Source organism: Pedobacter alluvionis (assembly GCF_003664035.1).
Taxonomy (GTDB): Bacteria; Bacteroidota; Bacteroidia; order Sphingobacteriales; family Sphingobacteriaceae; genus Pedobacter; species Pedobacter alluvionis.
The window spans coordinates 107674-128024 of sequence record NZ_RCCK01000013.1 but is presented as its reverse complement, the minus strand read 5'-3'; the positions used below and the strand labels follow the sequence as shown (position 1 = coordinate 128024).

Annotated in this window: 21 protein-coding genes; 11 read left to right on the top strand and 10 right to left on the bottom strand. The window is 38.3% G+C overall.

Annotated elements, in window-relative coordinates:
* The first annotated feature begins 98 nt into the window (after nucleotides 1–98).
* The 4 genes from porX to BCL90_RS17335 all read left to right on the top strand — a co-directional run bounded on the left by porX (nucleotide 99) and on the right by BCL90_RS17335 (nucleotide 4314).
* Nucleotides 99–1652, top strand: a complete 1554-nt coding sequence (gene porX / locus BCL90_RS17350; protein WP_121285271.1) for a T9SS response regulator signal transducer PorX — start codon at nucleotides 99–101, stop codon at nucleotides 1650–1652.
* Nucleotides 1653–1837: 185 nt separating this feature from the next.
* The gene (tsaE, locus tag BCL90_RS17345; RefSeq protein ID WP_121285270.1) at nucleotides 1838–2254 is read left to right on the top strand and encodes a tRNA (adenosine(37)-N6)-threonylcarbamoyltransferase complex ATPase subunit type 1 TsaE; all 417 of its coding nucleotides are present in this window, start codon (nucleotides 1838–1840) and stop codon (nucleotides 2252–2254) included.
* A 73-nt stretch (nucleotides 2255–2327) separates the two neighbouring features.
* On the top strand, nucleotides 2328–3554 hold the full coding sequence (locus tag BCL90_RS17340; RefSeq protein WP_121285269.1) for an alanine dehydrogenase: 1227 nt from the start codon (nucleotides 2328–2330) through the stop codon (nucleotides 3552–3554).
* Between the two features lie 73 nt (nucleotides 3555–3627).
* On the top strand, nucleotides 3628–4314 hold the full coding sequence (locus tag BCL90_RS17335; RefSeq protein WP_121285268.1) for a M15 family metallopeptidase: 687 nt from the start codon (nucleotides 3628–3630) through the stop codon (nucleotides 4312–4314).
* 190 nt (nucleotides 4315–4504) lie between these two features.
* On the opposite strand, the gene BCL90_RS17330 is transcribed toward BCL90_RS17335, so the two are convergent.
* Genes BCL90_RS17330 through BCL90_RS17320 form a run of 3 tightly spaced genes read right to left on the bottom strand, consistent with a single transcriptional unit; the run spans nucleotide 4505 to nucleotide 7411 of the window.
* Nucleotides 4505–5005: a phosphoglycerate mutase family protein gene (locus BCL90_RS17330; RefSeq protein WP_121285267.1), complete on the bottom strand. Its 501-nt coding sequence runs from the start codon at nucleotides 5003–5005 to the stop codon at nucleotides 4505–4507.
* A gap of 37 nt (nucleotides 5006–5042) precedes the next feature.
* Nucleotides 5043–6083 carry an aminotransferase class I/II-fold pyridoxal phosphate-dependent enzyme gene (locus tag BCL90_RS17325; protein WP_121285266.1) on the bottom strand — a complete coding sequence of 347 codons (1041 nt, stop codon included), beginning with the start codon at nucleotides 6081–6083 and terminating at the stop codon, nucleotides 5043–5045.
* Nucleotides 6083–7411, bottom strand: coding sequence for a D-alanyl-D-alanine carboxypeptidase (locus tag BCL90_RS17320; RefSeq protein ID WP_121285265.1), 1329 nt, complete (start codon nucleotides 7409–7411; stop codon nucleotides 6083–6085). The genes BCL90_RS17325 and BCL90_RS17320 overlap by 1 nt, the downstream gene beginning before the upstream one ends.
* A gap of 51 nt (nucleotides 7412–7462) precedes the next feature.
* Here BCL90_RS17320 and BCL90_RS17315 point away from each other — a divergent pair, with 51 nt between their 5' ends.
* From BCL90_RS17315 to BCL90_RS17290, 6 genes are all read left to right on the top strand, one after another.
* Nucleotides 7463–8710: an aspartyl protease family protein gene (locus tag BCL90_RS17315; protein WP_121285264.1), complete on the top strand. Its 1248-nt coding sequence runs from the start codon at nucleotides 7463–7465 to the stop codon at nucleotides 8708–8710.
* Between the two features lie 91 nt (nucleotides 8711–8801).
* On the top strand, nucleotides 8802–11306 hold the full coding sequence (locus tag BCL90_RS17310) for a zinc-dependent metalloprotease (protein ID WP_121285263.1): 2505 nt from the start codon (nucleotides 8802–8804) through the stop codon (nucleotides 11304–11306).
* Nucleotides 11307–11624: 318 nt separating this feature from the next.
* Complete coding sequence (locus BCL90_RS17305; protein ID WP_121285262.1) at nucleotides 11625–12500, top strand: phosphodiester glycosidase family protein; 876 nt, start codon at nucleotides 11625–11627, stop codon at nucleotides 12498–12500.
* A 58-nt stretch (nucleotides 12501–12558) separates the two neighbouring features.
* The gene (locus BCL90_RS17300) at nucleotides 12559–13485 is read left to right on the top strand and encodes a hypothetical protein (RefSeq protein WP_121285261.1); all 927 of its coding nucleotides are present in this window, start codon (nucleotides 12559–12561) and stop codon (nucleotides 13483–13485) included.
* A 104-nt stretch (nucleotides 13486–13589) separates the two neighbouring features.
* Nucleotides 13590–13781 carry a cold-shock protein gene (locus BCL90_RS17295; protein ID WP_025141747.1) on the top strand — a complete coding sequence of 64 codons (192 nt, stop codon included), beginning with the start codon at nucleotides 13590–13592 and terminating at the stop codon, nucleotides 13779–13781.
* Between the two features lie 81 nt (nucleotides 13782–13862).
* A complete protein-coding gene (locus BCL90_RS17290; RefSeq protein ID WP_121286166.1) occupies nucleotides 13863–14390 on the top strand; it encodes an RBBP9/YdeN family alpha/beta hydrolase in 528 nt (175 codons plus the stop codon).
* A 120-nt stretch (nucleotides 14391–14510) separates the two neighbouring features.
* Here BCL90_RS17290 and BCL90_RS17285 read toward each other — a convergent pair whose 3' ends face one another.
* The 4 genes from BCL90_RS17285 to BCL90_RS17260 form a co-directional block, all read right to left on the bottom strand.
* The gene (locus BCL90_RS17285; protein WP_121285260.1) at nucleotides 14511–14993 is read right to left on the bottom strand and encodes an anti-sigma factor family protein; all 483 of its coding nucleotides are present in this window, start codon (nucleotides 14991–14993) and stop codon (nucleotides 14511–14513) included.
* Entirely contained in the window at nucleotides 14990–15571 is a 582-nt protein-coding gene (locus BCL90_RS17280) for an RNA polymerase sigma factor (protein WP_121285259.1), read from the bottom strand. Before BCL90_RS17280 ends, BCL90_RS17285 begins: the two co-directional genes overlap by 4 nt.
* A gap of 853 nt (nucleotides 15572–16424) precedes the next feature.
* A complete protein-coding gene (locus BCL90_RS17265) occupies nucleotides 16425–16745 on the bottom strand; it encodes a DMT family transporter (protein WP_121285256.1) in 321 nt (106 codons plus the stop codon).
* Between the two features lie 69 nt (nucleotides 16746–16814).
* A complete protein-coding gene (locus tag BCL90_RS17260) occupies nucleotides 16815–17381 on the bottom strand; it encodes a Crp/Fnr family transcriptional regulator (protein WP_121285255.1) in 567 nt (188 codons plus the stop codon).
* Between the two features lie 136 nt (nucleotides 17382–17517).
* Between BCL90_RS17260 and BCL90_RS17255 the strand changes: the two genes are divergently transcribed.
* A complete protein-coding gene (locus tag BCL90_RS17255) occupies nucleotides 17518–17883 on the top strand; it encodes a DUF6249 domain-containing protein (RefSeq protein WP_244094980.1) in 366 nt (121 codons plus the stop codon).
* Between the two features lie 160 nt (nucleotides 17884–18043).
* On the opposite strand, the gene BCL90_RS17250 is transcribed toward BCL90_RS17255, so the two are convergent.
* From BCL90_RS17250 to BCL90_RS17240, 3 genes are read right to left on the bottom strand one after another with little or no spacing between them, the layout of a single operon-like run.
* Nucleotides 18044–18466, bottom strand: coding sequence for a hotdog fold thioesterase (locus BCL90_RS17250; RefSeq protein ID WP_121285254.1), 423 nt, complete (start codon nucleotides 18464–18466; stop codon nucleotides 18044–18046).
* Nucleotides 18456–18965, bottom strand: coding sequence for a DinB family protein (locus BCL90_RS17245; protein WP_121285253.1), 510 nt, complete (start codon nucleotides 18963–18965; stop codon nucleotides 18456–18458). Before BCL90_RS17245 ends, BCL90_RS17250 begins: the two co-directional genes overlap by 11 nt.
* Nucleotides 18946–20154 (bottom strand): sensor histidine kinase, encoded by a 1209-nt coding sequence (locus tag BCL90_RS17240; RefSeq protein ID WP_121285252.1) that lies wholly within the window; start codon nucleotides 20152–20154, stop codon nucleotides 18946–18948. The genes BCL90_RS17245 and BCL90_RS17240 overlap by 20 nt, the downstream gene beginning before the upstream one ends.
* Nucleotides 20155–20351 lie beyond the last annotated feature (197 nt).

Sequence of the window (20351 nt, the reverse complement as noted above, 5' to 3'; positions counted from 1 at the left end):
TTAAATAGATAGATACGGTACAAAAATTGCTATTTTTATTCACAGTTTGATTTACCTGCCAAAATTAAAGGGCAATACTTACCTATTTTTACAATAACATGCAAGAAACTAAAATATTATGGGCCGATGATGAAATCGACCTGTTAAAACCTCATATATTATTGTTAAATGATAAAGGTTATCACGTAACCACATTTACCAATGGAAACGACGCTTTGGAAGCATTTGGAAAAGCCCACTTTGACCTGGTTTTTCTCGATGAGAATATGCCGGGAATGAGTGGCATCGAAACTTTGTCGGCCATTAAAAACCTCAACCCAGATGTTCCGGTTGTGCTGATTACCAAAAGTGAAGAAGAAAACCTGATGGAAGATGCGATAGGCAGTAAAATTGATGATTACCTGATCAAACCGGTAAATCCAAAGCAGGTTTTGTTAACCATTAAAAAGTTAATTGATAATAAACGTCTGGTGAGTGAAAAAACCTCTATGGCTTATCAACAGGATTTCCGCCGTTTAGGAATGACTTTGGGCGACAGGCTTAATTATGAAGAGTGGATTGACGTGTACAAAAAGATCGTTTTTTGGGAGCTTGAATTAGAAAAACTGGACGATCCGCAGATGCATGAAATTTTAACCATGCAAAAGCAGGAGGCCAATACACAGTTTACAAAATTTATTGAAGAAAATTACCTGGATTGGATTAAGAACAAAGACAAGGCTCCTTTGCTTTCGAATGAGTTATTAAAGAAAAAAGCCTTTCCGCATATCAACGATAATACGCCTGTGTTTTTTATCCTGATTGATAACTTACGTTATGATCAATGGAAAATCATTAATCCGTTAATTTCTGAATATTTCAGGATTGATGAGGAGGATATGTACACGAGTATTTTGCCAACGGCGACACAATATGCGCGTAACGCTATTTTTTCAGGTATGATGCCTTTAGACATGGAGAAACGTTTTCCTCAGCTTTGGCAGAACGATGATGATGAGGGAGGAAAAAATATGCACGAAGAGGCTTTCCTGGCTGACAATATTAAACGCAACTTAAGAAAAGACTGTAAATTCAGTTATAATAAGATCTTAACTTTTGAGCAGGGAAAGGATTTGGTTGAGCAGACCAATAACCTGTTGCAGAATGATTTTAATGCCATTGTATTCAACTTTGTTGATATGTTAAGTCATGCGCGTACCGATATGCAGATGATTCGTGAATTGGCTAATGATGATGCGGCTTACCGTTCGTTAACCTTATCCTGGTTTGAGCATTCTCCACTTTGGGATTTATTGAAAAAAATATCTCAGAAAAAGGTAAAAGTGATCATTACCACTGATCACGGAACCATCCGCGTTAAAAAACCAGTTAAAGTCATTGGCGATAGGAGCACAAACACGAATTTACGTTACAAACAAGGCAGAAACCTTAATTTTAATGCAAAAGAAGTGTTTTTAATTAAAAACCCTCACGATGCTTTATTGCCAAAAATCAACATCAGCAGCAGTTATATTTTCGCAAGAGAAGATAGTTATTTCGTTTATCCGAATAATTACAATCAGTTTGTAAACTACTATAATGAAACCTTCCAGCACGGCGGGATTTCGTTAGAGGAAATGATTATTCCGGTAGTAACGTATTCGCCGAGGTAGTTTAAGGGATTTGAGATACTAGATTTGAGACATGAGGCCGTTCATTTTCAATAGGATCGTCCTCCTGGACTTGTTTCAGGATCTGCCGCGATGGTAGGGTCTTCGACAGGCCCAGACTGACAAAACGCAAATAATCAGGCAAAAGCAATGCAATTATGTATTACTTTTGCCTTTATTTTTTTAAAATGGATATCGAAGTAAATAGTTTAGCCGATTTACCTGTAGTAGCACAACAGCTTTCAAATTTTGCGGGCAAGGAGAAAGTCTTCATTTTTGAAGGCGATATGGGCGCCGGGAAAACCACTTTTATTAAAAATTTCTGTAAACATTTAGGGATAGCCGATGTAGTTTCGAGTCCAACCTATTCTATTGTAAATGAATATGAAAGCCCGAACGGTCCCGTTTTTCATTTCGATTTTTACCGTATAAAAGATATCCGCGAAGCTTATGATTTGGGTTATGAAGAATATTTTTATGGCGGTGGCGTTTGTTTAATAGAATGGCCGGAACGAGTGGAAGAATTATTACCCGAAAAACTTATAAAAGTGGAGATTAAGGTGCTGGATGAAAACCGCAGATTGTTCAGGTTTTCGAAGGGATAACAATTAGTTATCAATAAATTAACAGATTTTCCGTATCTTGAACAACCTAAAACTATCATAATTTTAATTCAACATGGCTACAGGATTACGCGAAGGAATGGCCGATATAGCTCGTCAGGGTTTACTACAAACGCAAGAAGCAAAGTTAGAAACCAGAAATAAAAAAAACAGTCTATACATAGGAATACCAAAGGAAATTTCTTTCCAGGAAAATAGAATTGCATTAACCCCTTTATCTGTTGCTTTATTGGTAAATAACGGACATCGGGTTGTTTTGGAAAGTGGTGCAGGTATCGCCGCTAATTTTTCTGATACCGAATATGCTGAGCAGGGCGCCAAAATTGCCTATAACAAAAAGGAAGTTTTTGATGCGGATATCCTGGTGAAAATTGCACCTCCCATGCTGGAAGAAATTGAGATGATGCATAAAGGGCAAACGCTTATTTCTTCTTTACAAACCGGAACGCTAAAGCAGGATTATCTGAAAGCATTGATGCATAAAAAAATTAATGCGTTATGTTTTGAGAATCTTCGCGACGAAGGTAATATACTCAGTGTGGTACGTGCCATGAGCGAAATAGTAGGCTCGACCTCTATTTTAATTGCTGCAGAATATTTAAGTAATGTAACTGGAGGTAAAGGATTAATGTTAGGAGGCTTTACTGGGGTTCCACCAACAGAAATTGTTATTTTGGGTGCAGGAACGGTTGGCGAATATGCAGCCAGAACAGCTTTGGCATTAGGGGCTGAAGTAAAAGTTTTCGATAGTTCTATTTATCGCTTACGCCGCCTGCAGAATAATTTGGGCAGCAGGGTGTTTACCTCGGTCATGCAACCCATTGTTTTAAATAAAGCCATTATAACCTGCGACGTAGTAATAGGTGCCATAAGGGCTACCCACGGGCGGAGTCCTTGCATCGTAATGGAAGAAACCGTTGCCCGCATGAAACCACACTCTGTGGTAATTGACATTAGTATTGATCAGGGTGGCTGTTTCGAAACTTCTGAAGTGACCAACCACACCAATCCGGTATTCAGAAAATATGATGTTATCCACTATTGCGTGCCTAATATAGCCTCGCGTGTGCCAAGAACGGCATCTTACGCTTTGACGAATATTTTTGCACCCATTTTATTAGATATTGGTGAATTTGGAGGTTTAGTGAATATGGTTTGGAATAAACCGGGTATTCGGGAAGCACTTTATATTTATCAAGGTAATTGCACCAATAAAGATCTGGCCGATATGTTTAATCTGCCGTTCAAGGATCTTGAATTATTGGTGGTTTCGAATCAATAAAAAGATGTAAAATGGGAGATGTAAGAGGGATAATGGGGACGATTGATGCCTGATCACTATACTTGATATAATTATGATAAAATTCAATCTGCTAGCTTTATTCTTTTTCTTTTCGGTTGCTGTAAATGCCCAAAATAAACCTCTTGCAATAAAAAAGCTGGTTGTAGTAAGTTCTTATAACCAATACCTGGCTTCTGTAAAATCGAATCCGAGTAATGAACTGGTTGAAATTAAAAAAGCCATTCCCAATATTAAACTTGATATCCGCTACGCTACTAAAAATAACTTTATGCAGCAGGTAATGTATAAACAGGCGAGGGCTTTTGCCCGAAGACCAGTGGTAGAATCGTTAAAAAAGATCCAAAAGGAATTAAATAAAAAAGGCTACGGGTTAAAAATATTTGATGGTTATCGACCTTATGCCATTACTGTTGAGTTTTATAAAAAAGCAAGCGATAAAAATTTTGTGGCCAATCCGGCAAAAGGATCTAAACACAATAGGGGCTGTGCCGTAGATTTAACACTGATTAATCTGAAAACAGGAAAAGAATTGGTGATGCCAACGCCCTATGATAGTTTTTCAGCTGCGGCTGCGGCAAAATATGAAAATGTATCTCCCGAGGCCAGGAAAAACCGCGATTTCCTGATCGCTGTCATGGCAAAATACCAGATGAATGTGTTGGAAAATGAATGGTGGCATTATGATTTCTCGGGGTGGAGAAATTATAATTTAATGGATATTCCTTTCGAAAAGCTATAGTGGTTCAGTGGTCATTAGTTCATTAGTTTGGGTGCCAAGTTGTAATCTTCAGGGCCAGCGTCATCCTGAACTTGTTTCAGGATCTAATCCTCATTCTTAAGACCTTAATTTTATCCGTGGTGTAAGATGTTGCCATCTTACACTAAATTTATCTCTCCAATTGTCAGGTAGTAACACCTGACATCAGAAACTACAAATGGTGTGGCCTGCCATATTGATCCATTTTAACCCTTGCTTTATCTTCTTTTACCGATAATTCGAAAATGTAATCATAATCATCGTCGGTTAATTCTTCTTTTGGCCTTTTGCCACCAAGGGCTTCAATAATTTCGAGTACGGTATTGGAATGAGCTGCAACCATCACCGTTTTACCCACATAATTGGTTTTAATGCTATCCACAAGCGATTTAATGTCTTTATAATTAATCACTTTTGGGATCATCAATGAATCTAAGGTTTGATGTGTTCTTTTAGTTGGAGTGGCGAAGGCGACATCAAATTTTACTTTTTTTAAATATTTTGCTAAATCGGCAACACGGATTTTTCCTTCATCCGATAGGCTGGGATCGGTATCCTGTGGGTTTGATTTATCCTTCTCAGCATGTCTAACAATCCAAACAGTGGTGGTTTGTGCTGAAATCGCATTGATAAAGAGTAGGCTTAACGACAGGAATACAAGCAGTTTTTTCATGTCATAAATATTCAAAAATTAATTGGATAAGGAAAGGTTAAAAATTTAAGGCTTTTATTAAGCGATCAAGATCTTCTTTTTCATGCCAACTGCTCAAAACAATTCGATTTATCGGCTTGGATTCGGGTTTTGGATAAGGAAAGGATGAAATCAGGATCTTTTCTTTTAACAAGTGGTTTACCAAAGTAGCATCTTGTGCTAAAAATGCGGGAAACGCTGGTTCAAACGTCCATGTTTCATTTAAATTGGCAGTAAGTAACTTTATATTTTCCTGTAATCTTGCCCGTGCATCGTGGTATATTTTTTCGGCATGGATAAAAGCAAAAAGGCTGGCTGCTGATGGAGGAGATGCCCCAATAAAAATATTGCTGTTTTTTAGTTTTGCGATAACGGCATTCGAACCCAGAACCAATCCAGCGTCAACCCCTAATGCTTTTGCCATTGAGGCTACAACAACCCGTTCGATATTAGCTTTAACCGGGAGATTGATAAATGCACCCATTCCATCATTGTTTACCCCAATACCATGCGAATCATCAACAATTAAGATAATCTCTTTTTCTGGCTGTATTTCGGTTAAGAAGTTAAAATCATAAATTTCAGGAAAAAGGTTGTTCATGGAGTTGCTGATCAGTACCCATGTTTTCTCTCCGGAAGTATTGATGAGGTTTATTTTTTCCTTCTTCCAATCATTAAATGTTTGTTGATTGGCAGACTGATCGGTTAACCAAAGCGCAGGATGCGTAACCGGAGCATAAATTACTTTACCTAATGCAGATAAACCTTTAACGGTAAGCTGCGCAGCTAAATATCCGCTTGAAGTAATGAGCGCAGCTTCTGCTCCATACCGCTTGGCGGCTACTTTTTCTGCTTCATCATAAATGCCCAGTTGAATATTATTGGTACGGCTGGTGCCGTTGTTTAAGCCAAATTTTTTTATCCCTTCCAGATGTAAATTGATAAAATCCTGATTTTTGGGAATACCCAGATAGGCCGTTCCACCAAAATATAAATAAGAATTTCCATCAATATTGATCCTATTTGAAAAAGGCTGATTTATCGATTTAAAATTTGGCATTAAAAATTATCATGTATGTAAGTCACTATCCTTACCATTTCGGCCCGTACTTCTGCAGTTGGTTTTACAAAATTATTGTTCATAAAGGAATAAATATAGGTTTTACCCTTTTTGGTAATTACATATCCGCTTTGGTTATGCACGCCGCCTAATGAACCTGTTTTGCCATATACAAATGGTTTGTCGGTTTTTGGGTAAGCACTTTTTAAGGTTCCGCTTTTTCCTCCGGCAGGCAGCATATCGAACAGCTTTTCAGGATTGTTTACCAGCTTATAAATGGAATCAAGTAAGTACACATTATCACGGGGTGTAAATAAATTCTGACGGGACAAACCAGATCCATCAGCCCATTTAACTGTATCAGGCAAAAAAGAAAGGTAGTTTTTGGTAATGTACTGAATGGCCTTTACGGTACTCAGCGTATCGCCTATCTGGTTGGAGCATACAAGTAATAAGTGTTCTGCTATAAAATTATCGCTGGGCAGCATCATGTGTTTCAAAACGGAATCACGTTTTGCGCCCCGCAAAGTTTTGGCATCCGAAGGAATTTTAAGATCGATTAGGCCAACAGGCTTGTGCAGGGTATCAGATAATACTTCAATAGTAACCTGCGCACTGGTTTTATAAGGGTTTTGCTGGTTATAACCGGCTTTCGCAGCAACGGCAGGATAATGGAAGCTATTGGTTAAAAAATCACGTGTTACCTGAAAATTGCCTGTGGTTTTTGTCGAGTCGGCTTTAAAGCATGGTGCAAAAACCTTCGGCTCGATGTTAATTTTATTCGGCCCCGCGTAAGTAGAGGTCACCATGTTATCCATAATCGGCATTTCGGTAATTTCTGGCTGGTAATAATAATCGTAATCGTCCCAGGCCCAGCCATCTCCAAAGAAATTGCCCGAATAGCGTCCTGGAGCAAAGAACAGCTTTTTATTGGAGGCAAGCAGGAAATTATAAGCAGATTTATCTTTCACGGCGAACTGTAGAAATGAAGGATCACCTGTCCCCCAAAAAATCAACGAATCGTTCCGTTCGATATATTTTAATGCCGGCATTAAATCGGGCAACATTTTTAAACTGGCAAAAAAGGTGTATAATTTTGTGTTAGAGGCCGGTGTGAAATATTTATCGGCATCTTTCTCAAAAATCATTTTTTTATCGGTAGGGTTGTAAAGCGCAAAACCAACCTGGTACTGCTTAATTACTTGCGAATTTTTGAATTCTTTAGCTACTTTTTTCGAAATGATCTTATTGGTTGAACAACCTGTTAACAGACAAACAGATAGAACAAACGCAAGAAAAATGAAATTATGGTTTTTTAAGGGGAACATCTGCTAAATTTAAGGGGCATAATTATCAACTAATTTATTAAATTTAGTTTAATGTTAACCAAATATAGTCCAGGTGTAATAATTTGTTTACGTAAACTAAGCATTTGCCTGGGCCTGGTATTTTTTGTGTTTTCAGTTTCGGGACAGGAATTTCTTTTTAAAGGAAACCGGCAAAAGCAATCCATTTCTTTTAAGTGTATCAAAAACCTAATGGTTATTCCGGTATATGTAAATGGAAAAGGGCCGTATGATTTTGTTCTTGATACCGGAGTTGGCCCCATGATTATTACTGATCCGTCTATTATCGATTCATTAAATTTTAGTAATCTCCGTAAAATTAAAGTTTCTGGCCTTGGCATCGAAACCGTTGAGGCCTATGTATCTCAAAGCCTTGATGTAAAAGTAGGGAGTACAAGCATTAAGTATATACCAGCGGCGATCTTAAAAGAAGATCTCTTTAACCTGTCGGGACATTTAGGACTGAAAATTTACGGATTGTTGGGTTTCAGTTTTTTTAACAGTTTTATTGTTGATATCAGGTATAGTGAAAATAGGCTCATTATTTACGATCACGATGCTAAGATTAAATACCGTGGTAAAAAAATACCTATTGAAATAGAGAACCAGAAGCCATATATTTTAGCTACCATTGATGCTCCAGGTAACAAAACAGTTGAAGCCAGGTTTTTAATGGATACCGGGGCTAGTCACGCTCTATCGCTCGAAATGTTAAATGGAACTGAATTCCCGCTACCAGAAAAAAAAATCAAAGCTAATTTAGGAATGAGCCTTAGTGGCCAGATTAAGGGATATGTTGGTCGTTTAAGTAAATTTAATATTGGCGGCCATGTTTTTAAAGATGTTGTTGCGGGATTCCCCGATTTTGAGAGCATTGCGTATAAAATCGACTTATCCAAACGGAATGGTAATTTAGGCGCCGATTTACTTCGGAAATTTAATATTCAGTTTAACTATCAGGGAGGCTTTATTTATGTTAAGCCCAATGGGTTAAGTAAAATCCCTTTCGAACATGATATGGTGGGTATGGTGCTTTATCTTGATCAGAAAGAATATAAAAGAGTTCTGATTGGAGAAATAGACGAAAATAGCCCGGCAGAAAAGGCAGGTTTATGTGCTGACGATGAAATTATTGCGGTAAACTTTAAAAACATTGATGCTTATTCTTTGAACGATCTTGCCGAAATGTTTAAATCGAAGGCAGACAGAAATATAATTCTCGAAATTTTCAGGGATAATCAAGTCTATTTTAAAGTGGTGCGCCTCGAAAAGAGGATTTGATTAAGCGTAATTTTCCAGTTACAAATGTTTTGCCGTGTAACAACACTTTAACTTTAACCTCTCATTGCCAAGCAAACTAACTTTATAACAGATGAAGAAAAATTTTAAGGTACTTGCCCTAGCAGGTATCGTAGCACTTGGTGTAGCCGGATCAGGTTCGGTATATGCCCAGAAAAAAGCTAAAACAACTAAAGGAGCCACGCCAGCAACGCCAACTGCAGCCCCTAAAAAAGAAGGAATTAAACCATTTTCAGAAGTAATTACTGCAAAAGCCAGAACAACTAATGGCTTATTTAAAACACACAAAGTAGACGATAAATGGTATTTTGAGATACCAGACTCAATGATTAACCGTGAAATGCTTGTAGTTACCCGTTTGGCAAAAGTGCCGGCCGGCGTAAAAGTGGGCAACCAACAATATGGTGGTGAAGAATTAAATGAACAAGTATGGAAATGGGAGCGCAGGGGAAAACAAGTTTACATCCGCGTACCAAGTTATTCAACTAAGGCCGATCCGAACAGCGATATGTACGAATCGGTACAAAATTCTAATCTTGCGCAGATTTTAGCCAGCTTTGAGATTAAAGCCTATAACAAAGACACAACAGGAGTTGTAATTGATGTTACCGATTTTTATAATGGTGATGTAATGGCAATTGGCGCTACAGATCAGATCCGTAAAGCTTATAAAGTTACCATGTACGATGCAACACGTTCTTATATCGATACAGTAAAAACCTTCCCGATCAATGTCGAAGTAAAAACAGCTAAAACATACCGTGCAGCAGAATCTCCAACAGATAATAGTAATGGAGCCGTTACTTTCGAATTCAATACATCGATGTTGTTATTGCCCAAAACGCCTGTAAAAGCCAGGATAATGGATAGCAGAGTTGGTTTTTTTGGTCAATCTCAAATTGATTATGGAAGCAACGCACAAAGGGCAGAGCGCACCGCCTATATTCATCGCTGGAATCTGGTTCCGAAAGATACAAACGCTTATAAACGTGGCGAATTGGTAGAACCCGTAAAACCTATTGTAATTTATATTGACCCTGCAACACCAAAAAAATGGGTGCCGTTTTTGATCCAGGGGATTAATGACTGGCAGGTAGCATTCGAAGCCGCTGGTTTTAAAAATGCGATAATGGGTAAAGAATCACCAACACCGCAACAAGATCCTCAGTTTAGCGTAGAAGACTCCAGGTATTCTGTAGTTCGTTATTTTGCTTCAGATATTGCAAATGCTTACGGCCCGCATGTTAGCGATCCTCGTACCGGTCAGATTTTAGAAACGCATATTGGTTGGTACCATAATGTAATGAACCTATTGCGAAACTGGTATTTTGTACAAACAGCAGCGATTAATCCTGAAGTGCGTAAAGCGCAATTTACAGATGCACAGATGGGCGAGTTGATTCGTTTCGTTTCTTCGCACGAAATTGGCCATACCTTAGGTTTGCCACATAACTTTGGCTCAAGCTATGCTTACCCGGTTGATTCGTTACGTTCAAAAACGTTTACAGATAAACACGGTACCGCACCATCAATTATGGATTATGCACGTTTTAATTACATTGCTCAACCCGGCGATGGCGTAACCAAACTTCATCCTCAAATTGGAGAATACGATAAATGGGTAGTGAAATGGGGATATTCCTGGATTCCCGGAAACAAAACTGCAGAACAGGAAAAAGAAATTTTAGATCAGTGGACCTTAAAAAATGCAGGTAACCCCCTTTATTTCTACGGCCGTCAGGGAACTTCATTAGATCCTCGTTTGCAGAGCGAAGATTTGGGCGACAATGCGATGAAAGCGAGTACTTATGGTATTGCGAATTTAAAACGTATTCTTCCGAACGTAGAAAAATGGACCTATCAAAAAGGAAAAGATTACAGCGATTTAAAAGAAATTTATACGGAAATTGTTGGCCAGTTTAATCGTTATATGGGGCATGTGGCAACAAATGTTGGTGGCTTAAGCGAAAATTTTAAAACCTACGATCAAAAAGGACCAGTTTATGCTTACTTGCCAAAAGCAAAACAAAAAGAAGCTATTGCTTTTTTCAATCAACAATTATTTACCACGCCACTTTGGTTAATCAGCAACGATCAATTAAGTAAATTCGATAATGGTGTGCTTTTAAACCGCATTAAAGGTGTTCAAACGAATACTTTGGGTAACTTGCTATCGGCATCCCGTATCGCACGTTTGTTAGATAATGAAACCAAAAACGGTGCTGCAAAAGCATACACCTTGCCTGAGTTATTTACTGATTTAAGGTCATCGGTTTTTGTTGCTGGTAGAGCAGATGCCTTTAAACGTAACCTACAACGTGCTTATGTAGACCGTTTACAAGATTTAATGACAAAAGATTCGGATCTTCCGGTTGGTTTCCCTGTTGATTATGCTGCAAGCTATGGTTTAACGCCAATCAATGTAGGTTTATCAGATATCAGACCGTTGGTTAGAGCTGAGCTAAAAACATTATTAGCTACTACAAAAGCCAGGGCAGCAGCAGGCGATGCCATTACAAAAGCGCACTACGAAGATTTAAATATCAGAATTAAAGATATTTTAGACCCTAAGAAATAATTAATGAATTACTGAATTAGAGAATGATTGAATGGCGATGTGTCCAATCAATCATTCAAAATTCAAAGAAGCGGAGCCGATCATTAAATTGATCGCTCCGTTTTTTTTAACCAAACCTCGCAGGTTTTCAACTCGATTCGTCATCCTGAACTCGTTTCAGGATCTATTTTTGAGATTAAATTCATAAGATCTTCAACAAAAGGATCATTCCTCGAATGATGTGTGGATAAAACCTGCGAGGTTTAAAATATTGTATAATTCTTGATGCTTTAACTTAAACAACATAACAGTTTTTTAATTTTATACCAAAATAAGGTTATGCTTAAAAAACTCTTCTGTGCACTTGCATTATTTACCTCGGGTTTCTCAGCCTTTGGCCAGAATGCCGACTCTATTACACTTGTAAAAGCTAAATGGCAGAGAGACAAGATTGCTAGACAGGTAATTTTATTCCGGCATCACTTCAATCAGAAAAACCTTTTCGCTGCTAATGAAAATATTTCGTTTTTAGAAATAAAAAACACCGGACGTAAGGCTTTATTTGCCATTGGTGCAGAAGAAAAGGAACTCATCACTACCAGTAATTTTGGTTTAAGAGATACGGCTATTGCTGCGGTAAACGGCAATTTTTTCGATATGAAAAATGGAGGCTCGGTAGATTTTGTTCGCGTTAATGGAAAAACCATTAATACCAACCGCCTTGATAAAAACGGAAACAGGGCTAGGCATCAGGAAGCAGCGGTTGTAATTGAAAACGGAAAAATTTCGATCAAAAAATGGGATGGAACAAGCGATTGGGAGACAAAACTGAGTGCTCAAAATGTTATGTTAAACGGCCCTTTATTAACTTTAAACCATATTGATATAACTTTAGATACCGCTGGTTTTAACCGCTTACGCCATCCCCGTACCTGCCTGGGTATAAAACCGAACGGAAGGGTAATTTTATTGACCGTTGATGGAAGAAATGAAAAGTCAGCAGGCATGAGTTTGTTCGAACTGACTAGATTAATGCGCTGGTTGGGCTGTATTTCTGCTATAAATTTCGATGGCGGCGGCTCTACCACTTTGTGGGTAAATGGAATTCCTGATGGTGGTGTAATCAATTATCCAACAGATAATAAAAAATGGGACCATGAAGGGCAGCGGAAAGTGGCCAATGTTATTCTGGTAAAGAAACAGGCTAAAAGATAAAATCCCTTCAACAAAACAAGCTTAAAAAAACTTATTTTAGCCCAATATTTTTATTGAAATGATTAAAAATACACTATATTTTTCCTTTTTTGTGCTCATGCTCAGTGCCTGTAAAATGGGTACTAAAACCAGCGATCCGACACTTCGGGATTTTACTTTTGAACCTGTTAAAGGCATCCGTTATGTTGAAGTAAAACGCCGGTTTAAAGATGGATATTCTTTCAATAAGGAGGGTTTTATGCAAAAGCCCTCGTGGATAATCCAGGTAGTTAAAGAAGACACGATGTCGGCCTGGAGTCCGCAGAAACACAGGATGCAGAATTTTTACCTGCAGTACGATCACGGAAATGTATATAACTTCGCAGCCGAATTTTTTAAGGTAAAGCACATTAGTAAGGACAGTCTGGTTTTTCAAAGGATCCAGGTTGATGGAAAAGTAATCGCCTCAGATGTCCGTTCGGATGTAAATATGACTTTTTATGCACAGGATTATATTAAAAATAATTTGAAGGCCAGGGCTGCCGATCTGCAAAAACCAACCAAGGCCGATACTGCTTTTATAGAGAAACGATCTGCTCAGGTTAATGCCAATAGTGATAATGCTTTTGCCGCTACAAACCCGGTTCAATTTATCCCTAAAAGCAAAATTGCAAGGGTCGAAAAAATCAGTACGGTAGACCGGACGAATAACAGAACCGAGGCTTATGATTATATGTTTCCGCAGTATATTATCCGGATAGACAGGGCTTATAAAGATTTTGCTTACCAGGTTGCTGCGGTTGTCGATTTTCAAGGAGGGATCCACGTAAAAACGGTTTATAACGTGCTTCCTGAAAATGCTGAAGCAAAAAAAAAGGTGGCCCAGGGAATAGCCGATATTTATGTTAGAAACCTCTTTGATGTGGCTCCGGGAACAACACTCGGGATTCCGCATAATAGTGAAATTACTTTAACAATAATTGGGAAGGCAATTAAAAGGCCTTAGTAATCTGCTATTTACAAAATTTTAACGTTAAAAAAATGTTAAAATTTATTTTGATTTTAAAAATTAAAACTTACCTTGCATACTTAATTTTAATACTTAATACAATGCAAGAAGGCACAGTAAAATTCTTCAATGTAACTAAAGGTTTTGGCTTTATCGTACCTGCAAATGGAGATAGCGAAATTTTTGTTCATTCAACAGGTCTTATCGACGAAATCCGTGAAAACGACAAAGTACAGTACGAAGTTGCTAACGGTAAAAAAGGCTTAAACGCCGTTAATGTGAAAGTAATTTAATTTATTTATCATATTTACAGAGAAGGCTGCTTTCTTGTGATGGCGGCCTTTTTTATTTTAGTTTTTTCTACCTCACAGATCATGACTTATTACTTCATCATTCCTGGTTTAGGCAATTCTGGCCCGGACCATTGGCAAACCCATTTCGAAAAATCAGGAGATCATTTTATCCGCATTAACCAAAAGGAATGGGATGCACCGGCAAATCAGGATTGGATTGAAAACATAGAATTGGCACTCACCGGATATAATTTGGATGATGTGGTTTTAATCGGTCATAGTTTAGGCTGTACAGCCATTGCCAATTGGGCAAAAGCTTACCAAAAGAAAATTAAAGGTGCATTATTGGTTGCGCCAAGTGATATAGAAGCACCAAAGTACAATTTTGATACGCCTGGTTTTGATCGTGTACCTTTGGATAAGATCAACTTTAAAACCATTGTTGTAGCCAGTATTGATGATGAATGGGTAACGTTAGAAAGGGCTGAGTTTTTTGCCGAAAATTGGGGAAGTGAGTTTATTAATATAGGTAATGCCGGACATATTAATGCCGCCGCGGGCTTTGGTGAATGGCCAAAGGGAATGGAGATTTTAAAAACTCTGGTTTAAAATTTATTCTTAACAACTCGTCATTTCGACCGTAGCGGAGAAATCTATTTATTACTGTCTAAAAGATTTCTCCGTTCCGCTGCACTCCAGTCGAAATGACGATCAAAAGTCTAATTCATCTTACTTCTGAGCAATTTTCTTCCTTAAAAATTGATCGAGGAAAATTAATCCAATTACCAGGTCTGCAAAAAGAAAGGCATAAATAGCCGCAGGTGTAATGTACTTCTCTAAGTTGAAGTCTAGATTCACCTTCAAATCAAATTTGGGCATTTCGAGGTTAACGTTATAAAATACATAACCTAATAAGGCTAGCAGAGAGATCACGAAAAAGCCGCCAATACCGTAAATAATCTTTTTATCCACCTTTGTTTTCATGGCTACCGGGGCGGGGACCATGGCAACGCTTTCCATTACGTTTCGGGTAAAAGACATAGAGGGTTCATCAAGGTCCAGCCCGTCAAATACTAAATTAAGTTTTAGCAGATCCTCGTACTGCGATTTAACGTCAGCATTTAATGCAATTTTTTCTTCGATGGCTTTTTTCAAGGATTCATCTAAATTCCCATCAATATAATCCCAAAGCTGTTGTTCTATTGTGTTCATAGTAACTCCTTTACTTCATCTTTTAACAAATATTGTAATTTTTCTTTAAGTCTTTGCCTGGCCCTGTGCAACTTTACTTTTATCGTATTGGGTTCCATATGCAATGCTGCGCCAATCTCTTCTAAACTCTGTTCGCCTTTATAAAACAGGGTAATAATAACCGCATCATCCGGTAAAAGCTGGGCAATGGCAATATTTAAAAAAGTATGGCTATCCTGTCGCTCATATCCATTAGCGTTAAAGCCGGAGGTCTGGTTTTCGAGCTGTAAAACGGTACCTTCATCATGTATTGATGTGGTATCCAAACGGTTTTTTCTTAAAAAAGTCATGGCCGTAGTATAGGTGATGGTGTACAACCAGGTGCTGAATTTAGCCGTTTGTTTAAAGGTGCCTAATGCTTTATATGCCTTTACAAAGCAATCCTGCGCAATTTCTTCGGCGTCTTCCCTGTTTTTCGAAAACCTTAAAGCAAGTGTAAATACAAATCGCTGATGGCGTTTCACCAATAAAGCGTACTGATCGGTTTCACCGTTCAATACTTTTTGGATCAGCTCTAAATCTGTAGGTTTTTGCTCCATGTTTAGCCTTAAGACTACATTAAAGATAAACAGGTTACAAGTGAAACATCAATTTATTATGAGTTTGGGAAGAAATGAGGGTTTAAATTTGATTTTTCTTGTATTTTGAAAAGGAAAGGACAGTTTTTCATAGCGAAGGGTAGTCCTGCTTTTGGCTTAATCTTTTTGTTGCCCTTCGACTACGCTCAGGGTGACAACAAAAAGGATTTCGTCGCAATCAGGTTTATGCACAAAGTTTTATGCCTTGAACCCCCTAAAAAATTAAGCACCGCGGTTTTCAGTCTTAGCGTAGCCGAAGACTTTTGGAGATGATAAATAGCAAATACAGCCCTTTGAATACGTTACTATTGACGTTGTTTCACAAACGTCTATTAATCAGCGCTTTATTTGCTTTAGTATTTCCGCCCAGCTAGGCCATAGCACGATATACCCGTTCTGCTTAAATCCGGCCTAACAAATTTTTCGTGCTGCACTGCCCAAGCCAACCTACTAGCTTTGAAAGAAAAATTTTCAGCCGGCATTTTTTGTTTCTTTTTGATGCCAAAAAGAAAGAGCCCTTCGGCGGCGGCGAGCCGAGGCAAGTCCGAGCTGTAGGACAAGGGGAACGATTGTACGTCACTCATATTGATTTTTATACAATAAATTGCCCATCAGACTGACATTTTTTGAGATTTATCCATTAACTTAATGACATTGGGGGTTACCCTGCATGCTAAGGAACAAAGCCGAAGCGTACAACGTAACACGGGAACCAGGTTGATCTCTTGCACTCCAGAAATAATTTTTTAAGCCCCGGCTAAACTTGCGAAGTTCTGCCTACGCTCTTGGCCTTATAAACTTCGCAAGTTATCCACTAATGCGAAGCAAAAAATTTTAAGCCGGCAATAGAACCGATCAGGGTACAGATAAAAAAGATCCGCCAAAAGGTTGCCGGCTCATTGAAGTAAAAAATCCCGATAATTACCGTTCCTACGGCACCAATGCCCGTCCAAACCGCATAGGCAGTTCCCATAGGTAAAGTTTGGGTGGCTTTGTTTAACAATAAAAAGCTTAAGGTAATGCAGAGAAAAAATGCTGCGCTCCATTTTATATTCGAAAAATTGTTCGATAATTTAAGGCATGTGGTAAAGCCAACCTCAAAAAGCCCGGCAATAATTAAGATAATCCAGTTCATAATAAATGTGTTTATGCAAATTTAAGGCACATTTATCGGGCAACATTTTACAAATGTTAAAAAATAATTTTATTTATGGGTAGCTCTTATTCTGCTCAGGGTAACCTGTGTTACACCCAGGTAAGAGGCAATGTGTTTTAAGGCTACTCTTTTAATCAACTCGGGAGATTGATCTACAAAATCCTGATAACGTTCTGCTGCACCTTTAAAAGCCCTGTCAATTAATCTTCTTTCAGTTGCAATTAACTCCTGCTCTGCAATTTTTCTACCCCAATTGGCAATTTCTAAATGTTGGTCGTAAAGCAAAAAAAGATCAGTTAGCTTGATTTGAATTAAACTGCAGTGTTCCAACAGCTCAATGTTCTCATACCCGGGACCATTGTTAATGTAGCTGTTAAAAGAAAAAAGAACAGCACCGTTTTGTCCAAACCAAAAGGTTATTTGTTGGTTCTCGCCATCAGAATAAGCTCTGGCAATGCCATTTTCGAGGATATAAAAATAAGGCTCGGTTTTATCTGCATGGATTAAAATCGTTCCTTTCGGATGTTCTACCTGTCTGGAAACAGCAGCTAACCTTTCTAAAGCTTCATTAGTGAGTGGCTTAAAGATGTCTATATTTTTTAACTGACTGTACAATGGAATTTGAATGTTTGATAAAGCTATCGATTTTTTTTCAGCAAGGGTGTAACCTGATTAAAAAGTATGTAGTCATAATACACAGAACACGGTTCAATTAAACAATAGAATATTTACAAATTAAAAAATTATAATCATGGAAGGTCCAATATTAGTCCCAATTTCACTTTTTTTAGGCGCATTCGCAATGATATTCGGAATCCGCTACCTATCAAACAAAGAGAAAATGGCAATGATCGAAAGGGGAATCGATCCTGGTGTGCACAAGGCAACACCAAAACCGTTTTTAAGCTTAAAGTTCGGTTTATTATTAGTTGGCTTAGGAATAGGCTTGTTAGTTGCACTATTCACGGTTAGAGGGATGTTTGGCAGCGACATTACCCACAGCGAAGAGGGACAGGCCGTAGCTATTTACTTTGGTTGCATCGGAATTTTCGGTGGACTCGGTCTGATTGTCTCTTATGTGGTAGAAAAGAAATGGTTTGACAATAACAAGTTTTAATCAGCAGAGAAGTCAAGTTTAATAGCAACAGCGCTATTAAACTTGACTTCTTTTGATTCTTGTGTTGTCAGATGTTACCATCTGACAATTGGTTTTTTGAGGCATTAGATACCTGCTTTTAAATTTAAGTAACAGTCAGATGGTAACATCTGACCGCAGATTACTGCGGCTTATTAATAATCGCAACCGTTAAGCGGCTAATGCAGTTCATCTTTCCGCGTTCATCATAAATCTTAATTTCCCAAACCTGAGTTTTAGCCCCAATATGTAATGGTTTGCAAATGCCTTTAACCAAACCGCTTTTTACAGGCCGTAAATGATTGGCGTTTACTTCTAAACCAACAGCAACATATTTCTCAGGGTTTATGCACATGTAAGAAGCAATGCTACCCAGGGTTTCGGCCAAAACTACCGAAGCGCCTCCATGCAAAATCCCTGCAGGCTGGTGCGTACGTTCGTCAACAGGCATGGTACCAACAAGAAAATCTTCCCCAATTTCGGTAAAACGGATATCGAGTAGCGCTCCCAAATGATTTTTAGGGCGATTATTCAACTCATCAGCGGTAAAGTTTTTAAACCACATGGTAACGTTCTTTTAAAATGGAAACATGATGGATAATATGGCCACCCGCAATAAACAAAATGGATTTTACATTAATTTCTCTGCCTGAAGCAACTCCCTTTCTGTTTAATTCTTCGTCGTTTAAAGATTTAAAAAGATATAAATTGGCTTTTCGTAATGCAACAAACTCTTCAATCAGGTCTTCCAGATCGCGTTCGGAAAAGCGGGCATTCAGTACATAATCATCTTCCTCGAAACCCGGTAAAGGCTGCTGTTCTTTTCGTGCAAAACAGGTAATGCGAAAGGCAAAAACACGTTCAGTGTCAATAATATGACCTAACATTTCTTTTAGTGTCCATTTGCCTTCGGCATAGGCATAATCAGCTTTATCTGCGTTCGCCCTGAACAATGCCGGAAGACTTTGAATCTGTTCGTTTAAAATTTCGAAAATATCTCCATCAACTTTGCTGATATAGTTTTCGCCCCAAGTAGGATATTCGTTAGGCTGTGGTCGGTTCATATCTTAAACTGCTTTTTAATATTATTCTAAAAGTTGTGCCTTTGCCCAGTTCTGAGTCTTTAACAAAAATTTCTCCGCTGTGGTAATTTTCCACAATACGTTTGGTGAGCGATAAACCTAAGCCCCAGCCGCGTTTACGCGTGGTATAGCCGGGTTGAAAAACCGCATCGAATTTAGATCTTGGAATACCCTTTCCGGTATCGCTCACATCAATAAAAACCTGCTCTTTGGCTAAATTTTCTATAATATTGATAGAGATTGAGCCTTCATTTTCAATGGCATTTGCCGCATTCTTTAAAAGATTTTCAATCACCCAATCAAACAACGGGACGTTTAACATTGCCCTTACCTGTTCATCTCCGGTGATGCTGAATTTAACCTTGTCTGAAGTGCGCACTTTAAAATAACGGATAAAATCGCTCACTACAATGTAAACCGTATGGTCTTCAAGTATAGGTTTTGAACCGATTTTCGAGAAACGGTCGGTAATAATTTCCAATCGTTTGATGTCGTTCTCCATTTCGGCAATCAGGGGATCGTCTTCTGCATCAAATTTAGATTTCATCAGTTCTGTCCAGGCCATGAGCGATGATATCGGTGTACCCAATTGGTGTGCCGTTTCTTTGGCTAAACCTACCCAAACATGATCTTGTTCATCTTTCCGTGCAGAACTGAATGCTGCATAAGCTGTTAAAAGGAAAAGGAAAATAACCCCCATTTGAATGTAGGGGAAATACCTCAACTGCGTTAAAATGAAAGAGTCGCGATAGTATGCTTTAAATTTTCTGCCAAAAATATTCATTTCGTCAGGTGGATGCTGGGCTTTCATCTGCCTCAACTGCCTTACAAAATATAAACTATCGTAAGTGAGTTTAGTATCTGCAACAGGATAATTGGTTTTAGTACTGTCTAAACCAAAAAAAGAAGTAATCATTCCGGCAGAATCGATCATGATTACAGGGGTTTTGGTGTTTTTTCTTACGGTTTCCACCACATCACGGTAATCATCATTGTCATAAAGAAACATGGCCCGTTCCTGAATCCGCACCCAAAGGTGAAACTGGTCTGCCTCTTCGCGTTCCATTTTTTTTACAAAAGAATCGGTGTAAAATACTGATGCAATGCCAATTAAGATGGCAAAAATGAGAAGGAAAAACTTCCAACGGCGTTTCTTTTGATAAGGATTCATGCTTTAGCTAGCCAAATTACAATAACAAAACGGAAAAAACATAAAACCATTATGCTTTTTCACAACCGTGTAACAATCATTTTGAATGCATGGTAGCTTCATCACAGATGAAAACGCTATAAAATGGATGAAAAATATATCTTTGTAGCGTCTTGCGCTTTGCGTATGGGGATAGGCGTTTTATGCGCTTTACGCCT

Excerpts from the sequence above, each read along its gene's own strand:
- porX (WP_121285271.1), top strand. The coding sequence starts at position 99 with ATGCAAGAAACTAAAATATTATGGGCCGATGATGAAATCGACCTGTTA.
- tsaE (WP_121285270.1), top strand. The coding sequence starts at position 1,838 with ATGGATATCGAAGTAAATAGTTTAGCCGATTTACCTGTAGTAGCACAA.
- BCL90_RS17340 (WP_121285269.1), top strand. The coding sequence starts at position 2,328 with ATGGCTACAGGATTACGCGAAGGAATGGCCGATATAGCTCGTCAGGGT.
- BCL90_RS17335 (WP_121285268.1), top strand. The coding sequence starts at position 3,628 with ATGATAAAATTCAATCTGCTAGCTTTATTCTTTTTCTTTTCGGTTGCT.
- BCL90_RS17330 (WP_121285267.1), bottom strand. The coding sequence starts at position 5,005 with ATGAAAAAACTGCTTGTATTCCTGTCGTTAAGCCTACTCTTTATCAAT.
- BCL90_RS17325 (WP_121285266.1), bottom strand. The coding sequence starts at position 6,083 with ATGCCAAATTTTAAATCGATAAATCAGCCTTTTTCAAATAGGATCAAT.
- BCL90_RS17320 (WP_121285265.1), bottom strand. The coding sequence starts at position 7,411 with ATGTTCCCCTTAAAAAACCATAATTTCATTTTTCTTGCGTTTGTTCTA.
- BCL90_RS17315 (WP_121285264.1), top strand. The coding sequence starts at position 7,463 with ATGTTAACCAAATATAGTCCAGGTGTAATAATTTGTTTACGTAAACTA.
- BCL90_RS17310 (WP_121285263.1), top strand. The coding sequence starts at position 8,802 with ATGAAGAAAAATTTTAAGGTACTTGCCCTAGCAGGTATCGTAGCACTT.
- BCL90_RS17305 (WP_121285262.1), top strand. The coding sequence starts at position 11,625 with ATGCTTAAAAAACTCTTCTGTGCACTTGCATTATTTACCTCGGGTTTC.
- BCL90_RS17300 (WP_121285261.1), top strand. The coding sequence starts at position 12,559 with ATGATTAAAAATACACTATATTTTTCCTTTTTTGTGCTCATGCTCAGT.
- BCL90_RS17295 (WP_025141747.1), top strand. The coding sequence starts at position 13,590 with ATGCAAGAAGGCACAGTAAAATTCTTCAATGTAACTAAAGGTTTTGGC.
- BCL90_RS17290 (WP_121286166.1), top strand. The coding sequence starts at position 13,863 with ATGACTTATTACTTCATCATTCCTGGTTTAGGCAATTCTGGCCCGGAC.
- BCL90_RS17285 (WP_121285260.1), bottom strand. The coding sequence starts at position 14,993 with ATGAACACAATAGAACAACAGCTTTGGGATTATATTGATGGGAATTTA.
- BCL90_RS17280 (WP_121285259.1), bottom strand. The coding sequence starts at position 15,571 with ATGGAGCAAAAACCTACAGATTTAGAGCTGATCCAAAAAGTATTGAAC.
- BCL90_RS17265 (WP_121285256.1), bottom strand. The coding sequence starts at position 16,745 with ATGAACTGGATTATCTTAATTATTGCCGGGCTTTTTGAGGTTGGCTTT.
- BCL90_RS17255 (WP_244094980.1), top strand. The coding sequence starts at position 17,518 with ATGGAAGGTCCAATATTAGTCCCAATTTCACTTTTTTTAGGCGCATTC.
- BCL90_RS17250 (WP_121285254.1), bottom strand. The coding sequence starts at position 18,466 with ATGTGGTTTAAAAACTTTACCGCTGATGAGTTGAATAATCGCCCTAAA.
- BCL90_RS17245 (WP_121285253.1), bottom strand. The coding sequence starts at position 18,965 with ATGAACCGACCACAGCCTAACGAATATCCTACTTGGGGCGAAAACTAT.
- BCL90_RS17240 (WP_121285252.1), bottom strand. The coding sequence starts at position 20,154 with ATGAATCCTTATCAAAAGAAACGCCGTTGGAAGTTTTTCCTTCTCATT.